Source organism: Chamaesiphon sp. GL140_3_metabinner_50 (assembly GCF_025361915.1).
GTDB lineage: Bacteria > Cyanobacteriota > Cyanobacteriia > Cyanobacteriales > Chamaesiphonaceae > Chamaesiphon.
On the sequence record NZ_JANYJC010000238.1, the window covers coordinates 1 to 2,759 of the forward strand.

Annotated in this window: 4 protein-coding genes; all 4 read left to right on the top strand. The window is 47.7% G+C overall.

Annotated features, from left to right (window positions below; translation table 11 throughout):
- Positions 1-74 precede the first annotated feature (74 nt).
- On the top strand, positions 75-533 hold the full coding sequence (locus tag Q0R35_RS11800) for a hypothetical protein (RefSeq protein WP_295618076.1): 459 nt from the start codon (positions 75-77) through the stop codon (positions 531-533).
- Positions 534-545: 12 nt separating this feature from the next.
- A complete protein-coding gene (locus Q0R35_RS11805) occupies positions 546-1,094 on the top strand; it encodes an HPP family protein (RefSeq protein WP_295618078.1) in 549 nt (182 codons plus the stop codon).
- Positions 1,095-1,218: 124 nt separating this feature from the next.
- A complete protein-coding gene (locus Q0R35_RS11810; RefSeq protein WP_295618079.1) occupies positions 1,219-1,626 on the top strand; it encodes a GFA family protein in 408 nt (135 codons plus the stop codon).
- Between the two features lie 29 nt (positions 1,627-1,655).
- Positions 1,656-2,666: a tRNA dihydrouridine(20/20a) synthase DusA gene (dusA, locus tag Q0R35_RS11815; RefSeq protein ID WP_295618080.1), complete on the top strand. Its 1,011-nt coding sequence runs from the start codon at positions 1,656-1,658 to the stop codon at positions 2,664-2,666.
- Positions 2,667-2,759: the final 93 nt, after the last annotated feature.

A 2,759-nucleotide genomic window follows, 5' to 3' on the forward strand; every position in this document is an offset into this window, starting at 1 on the left:
CCTAGAGAGTTGGGTTTCGAGGCTCAACCCAACCTACTATCTATCAACTATCTATCAACTATCAACTATTTAAAATGCACATTGGCAACTATTTGGCATTGATTCACAGTAGCGAGCAACAACTAGCCGATGCCTTTGACACCATCGCCGCACATCACGGAGATGAACCGGATATTTTGCAAACATGCCAACTGCTGGCATGTTGGTCGCGTCAACATCTAGAACTGCTCAAACCTATAGTCGAGCGGTATTCAGAGGACAAAAGCGACGAACCCGAACGCCTGAGTAAAACCTTATTCGATAAACCGCGCAGTGGTAGCCTCGCTCTCATCCGCGATTTACACGATCTCTGGCTCCTAGCTCAGGAAGTGCAACTATGCTGGACGGTACTCATTCAAGCCGCCCAAGCTCTGCACGATCGAGAGTTGCTTGCCACCTGTAAGCAGTGTAGTATAAATACTAAGCGGCAAATTTCCTGGTTGATGACCCGCATCAAACAATCCGCCCCTCAAGCCCTCGTTGTGGCTGCTTAGATATTTACATAAATGACCCATCGATCGCCACCACCCACTCATTTGACATTCTGGATTAGCAAAATTCCCGATCTGGTGTGGGCACCTATTGTTGCTGGCTTATTGATGCTGATAGTGGGAGCGTTCGGACTGGCTGTTGATGAACCTTTGATTTTCCCTAGTCTGGGGCCGACTGCCTTTTTGCAAGCAGAACTACCGCAATTGCCATCGTCTCGACTTTACAATACGATCGTCGGACATGTATTAGGACTGGGTTCGGGCTTACTTGTCGTCACCCTGTTGGGAGCGGGTACGGCTCCGTCGGTATTGGCAACCGGAGAATTAACCCCGATTCGCATGTGGGCATCCGTGCTATCGATCGTGTTAAATTTATTCGCAGGACTACTGCTCAAAGCCTCTCATCCCCCCGCCGCCGCCACCACGCTACTGTTTGCGCTAGGAGGTTTCCAGCCCACGCGGCACGAAACGATCGTGGTGATAATCGGTGTTTTTATTGTGGGAATTACTGGCGAAGTGCTGCGTCAACTTAGGGTCAAAGCAACTTCATTGCGATGCTGCTAAACCAATAATAGAGAAGACGAACAACGTGTCTTACTCGTCGCAATATTTGGCAATGCTCGATCGACATGAGCTATAATACAGGCTCAGAAAGTTATTAAATCTCGATTATTTAAAGACGATCGAAATGTCAGATCATAACCAGATCGATCGGCTCTCGACATATCATGGCGGCTGTCATTGTGGCAAAGTTCGCTACAGCGTTCAAATCGAAAAATTAACAGCCATTAACTGTAATTGTTCGATTTGTCATAAAAAAGGTTTTCTTCATGTCATCGTCCCCGCAGCGCGATTTACCTTACTTCAAGGAAGCGACGATCTGAGTATATATACGTTTAATACTGGCATCGCCAAACATCAATTTTGTCGTCACTGCGGTATTCACTCCTTCTATCGACCGCGATCGCATCCAGATGGTTATGATGTTAATCTCCGCTGTCTCGATGACTATCCGATCGACTTATTTGAGATTACCACCTTCGATGGTGCCCATTGGGAAGACCAAATCGATCGCATTCATGATAAATATAGTTGAGAGTAGCCATCAACTCGCCCGATTTTACAATGTCAGCAGTCAGCTCCAAATCAAATATTACAACATTAGCAAAATCTTACCATCCGCTCAGTATAGCCCCAATGATGGATCGTACCGATCGTCATTGTCGCTACTTCTTGCGCCAAATTAGTCGCCGCACCTTGCTATATACCGAAATGGTTACCAGCATGGCGATTTTACATGGCGATAAACAAAAACTGCTAGGATTCGATCGATCCGAACATCCGATTGCATTACAAATCGGCGGCGACAATCCGCAAGACTTAGCTAAATGCACCCAAATTGCCGCAGAATTCGGCTATGACGAAGTAAATCTTAACGTCGGTTGTCCCAGCAGTCGCGTCCAAAATGGCAACTTTGGAGCCTGTCTGATGCTCCAACCCGAACTCGTTGCCGAATGTATCGCGGCGATGGCTGGTGCGACGACATTACCCGTTACCATCAAACATCGAATTGGGGTAGATGAAGTCGATCGCTATGAAGATCTGGTAAAATTTGTCTCGATCGTCTCCCAGACAGACTGCGCTCGGTACTCCGTTCATGCCCGCAAAGCTTGGTTGCAGGGCTTGAGTCCTAAGGAAAATCGCGAAGTACCCCCCCTGAGATACGAAGACGTGCATCGGCTCAAACGCGATTTTCCCCACCTCTCGATCGAGATTAATGGTGGTTTTACCAGTCTAGAGCAAGTCCAAACCCAGCTTCAATTTGTCGATGCAGTAATGATCGGCAGAGCTGTTTACGATAATCCTTATCTGTTAGCATTAGCAGATCGAGAAATTTATGGCGAAGATTATCTACCGCCAAGCCGCCATCAAATCGCCACCGCGATGCTCCCGTATATAGAAACCTGGATGAGTAAAGGCTGGAGATTAAACAGCATTACCCGTCATCTGTTGCAATTATTCCACGGACGATCGGGCAGTCGCATCTGGAAGCGACTAATTACCGAGCAATCGGTATTACCGGGCGCAGGTGTAGAAGTCGTCGAACGCGCTCTAGCAGAGATTCCTGATGTGTGAAGGGATTGGGGGACGAGGAGACTGGGGGACGGGGGACTGGGATTTTGGATTGAAACTTTATCGATCCTTCCCACACTCCTTACTCCTTACTCC

What these genes read in the sequence shown, in the direction of transcription:
- Q0R35_RS11810 (WP_295618079.1), top strand. Translation starts at nt 1,219, where the DNA reads ATGTCAGATCATAACCAGATCGATCGGCTCTCGACATATCATGGCGGC.
- Q0R35_RS11805 (WP_295618078.1), top strand. Translation starts at nt 546, where the DNA reads ATGACCCATCGATCGCCACCACCCACTCATTTGACATTCTGGATTAGC.
- Q0R35_RS11800 (WP_295618076.1), top strand. Translation starts at nt 75, where the DNA reads ATGCACATTGGCAACTATTTGGCATTGATTCACAGTAGCGAGCAACAA.
- dusA (WP_295618080.1), top strand. Translation starts at nt 1,656, where the DNA reads ATGTCAGCAGTCAGCTCCAAATCAAATATTACAACATTAGCAAAATCT.